Source organism: Candidatus Methylomirabilota bacterium (genome assembly GCA_035315345.1).
Classification (GTDB): Bacteria; Methylomirabilota; Methylomirabilia; order Rokubacteriales; family CSP1-6; genus CAMLFJ01.
On sequence record DATFYA010000217.1, the window covers coordinates 1 to 2,447 of the forward strand.

At 70.0% G+C, this 2,447-nt stretch carries 2 protein-coding genes; one reads left to right on the forward strand and one right to left on the reverse strand.

Going from position 1 to position 2,447, the window contains the following annotated elements; genetic code table 11:
• Positions 1-332 precede the first annotated feature (332 nt).
• Positions 333-1,847, forward strand: coding sequence for an IS66 family transposase (locus VKN16_28145; protein ID HME98095.1), 1,515 nt, complete (start codon positions 333-335; stop codon positions 1,845-1,847).
• Positions 1,848-1,929: 82 nt separating this feature from the next.
• On the opposite strand, the gene VKN16_28150 is transcribed toward VKN16_28145, so the two are convergent.
• Positions 1,930-2,340 carry a hypothetical protein gene (locus VKN16_28150; GenBank protein HME98096.1) on the reverse strand — a complete coding sequence of 137 codons (411 nt, stop codon included), beginning with the start codon at positions 2,338-2,340 and terminating at the stop codon, positions 1,930-1,932.
• Positions 2,341-2,447: the final 107 nt, after the last annotated feature.

Genomic DNA, 2,447 nt, shown 5'->3' on the forward strand with positions numbered 1-2,447 from the left:
GCCCCAGTCCGCCTAGGAGCGCTGTACTCGCTGGAGCAGCTCGCGTAGCTATTCAGCTGTTGCCACTCACCTCGGCGGCACGTTCCGCGCCACCGCGAGCGCGTAGACGGGCGGCGCGTCGACGGTCATCCGTCGGCGGACGGGTCCCGGCGTTGCGAGCGGCGGCGGCGTGCGCGTTGTGGCTGGTGGGGCTGGTGGGCTGGTGTGACGTGATCGTCGGCGTGTCGAGTTGATCTCGGTGTCGGGTTGGGCAGGGTGTCGTCGTGCCCGATCGCCCGCCCGACGAGCAGTCGGCTGTGGACGACGCTGCGCTGCGGGTGGAGAACGCCGCGCTGCGTGCTGAGGTGGAGGAGCTTCGGGCGAGCGAGGCTGCGGTGCGTGCCGATCACGCCGAGTTGAAGAGCATGGTCGCGGTGTTGACCGGGCAGGTTGCGCAGCTGGAGCGGGTGGTCAGGGAACAGGCCGATGAGATCGCGGAGTTGAAGCGCCAGGCCGCTGGGGACTCCTCGAACTCCTCCCGCCCTCCGTCGTCGGATGCGCCGTGGGCGAAGAAGCCGGCGAAGATGCGCTCGTCGCGGACGAGGTCGGGACGCAAGTCCGGCAAGCAGCCGGGCTCTTCGTCGTCCTCGCGCTGCCTGATCGACGACCCGGACGAGCGGCTGGAGATCCGGCCGGGCCGCTGCCGGTCCTGTGACGCGTCACTGGTCGAGGCCGCGGAACACGGCCATCGGCGGCGTCAGATCGTCGACATCCAGCCCGCGCCGCCCCCGAAGGTCACCGAGTATGTGCGGATCTCGAAGGTCTGCGCGTGCTGCGGGGTGGTCACCACCCCGGGCTGGGACGACGAGGCCGTGCCGGTCGAGCACGTCGGCATTGTGGCCGCGCCGGGCTCGCCGGTGCGGATCGGCCCGGAAACCCTCGCCCGCGCCGCGTTGCTCACCTGCGCGCACTACCTGCCGGTCGGGCGCGCCCGCGACCTGCTGGAGACGTTGACCGCGATCGATGTGTCCACCGGGTTCCTGGCCGCCATCCGTGGTCGCGCCGCCCGACAGTTGGAGAAGAAGTTCCTCGGCCACATGCGAAACCTGCTGGCCACCGCGCCGGTGCTGCATGCCGACGAGACACCCGGCCGCGCCACCGGATCCCTGGCCTACGTCCACGTGGCCTGCACCGAATACCTCACGTTGATGCACGTCGGCGACCGCTCCGCGGCGAGCATCGATGCCGGCGGTGTCCTCGGACAGTTCACCGGGGTGCTGGTGCGCGACGGCTACGCCGGTTACGCACACCTCCAGGCGGCACATGCCTGGTGCGGAGCTCATCTGCTGCGCGATCTGCGGTCGATCTCCGATGCCGACCCCGACGGCCAACTATGGGCGCAGGCGATGGCCAACACCCTGCTGGAAGCCAACCGCGCCGCCCACGAGGCCCGTGATCGTGGCGCCGACCGCCTCGACGAAGCCACGCTGAAGCAGATCCGCAACCACTACCTGGGAGCACTCGCCCGAGGCAACACCGACAACCAGGGCGAACACTCCAAGCTCGCCGACAAGGCCCGCACCCTCATTACGCGGTTCAGACGGTTCGAAGACATGATCTTGAGGTTTGCCGCGGATCTCTCGGTGCCGTTCACGAACAATGAAGCGGAGCGCGCGTGCAGGCCCGTCAAGATCCAACAACGCACCTCCGGCGGCTGCTGGCGCACCCTGCAAGGCCTCACCGACTTCGCCATCGTTCAGTCCTACCTGGACACAGCCACCAAATGGGGACTCGACAAACTCGACGCCCTCCGCCAACTCTTCACCACCGGCGCATGGCTACCACCCACACTCAAACCAGCTGAATAGCTACGATGAGTGATCCACCCGTCGCCGACCTCCCCGATGAAGGTGAGTTGCCGCGGGTGCAGTAGTCGCCCCGCAGGACAGCTCACCGGACGGCTCGGCCCTGCAGCAGGACACGCTGCCGGGCCGCCAGACCGACCAGGGCGATGAGCGGGATACCGGCCACCGTGCTCCCCCATATGGGCGCAGCGGCCCGGGTCATGTAGCCGACGATGAAAACCGCGAGCACCGCGACCAGCGCCCAGAGGCAGCAGCGAATGCACAGTGCCCGACCGCGCGCCGCGTCGGTCCGTGCCACGGCGCCCGCGCGGGCGAGCACGAGGAGCCCGACCGCTAGGCCGGCCGCGCCGAATGCGGCCGACCCGTACGCCACCGCAGGGCCCCCGCCCCACCCGGCGACGAGCGCGGCCGTCAGCAGGACCAGAAGTACGGCCGTCGTGACGGCTGCCACGGCCGCGCCCGAGACGAGCAGCCGGGCCCTGCGGGGGACGGTCACCGTCCCGGCCCATGGCATTGCCGCAGGTGGGCGCACGGCCGGGACGGTAACAGCGCGACAATGCCCGGGGAGCCCCCACACGGCCGCAGTTCTCCCGACCCGCAGAT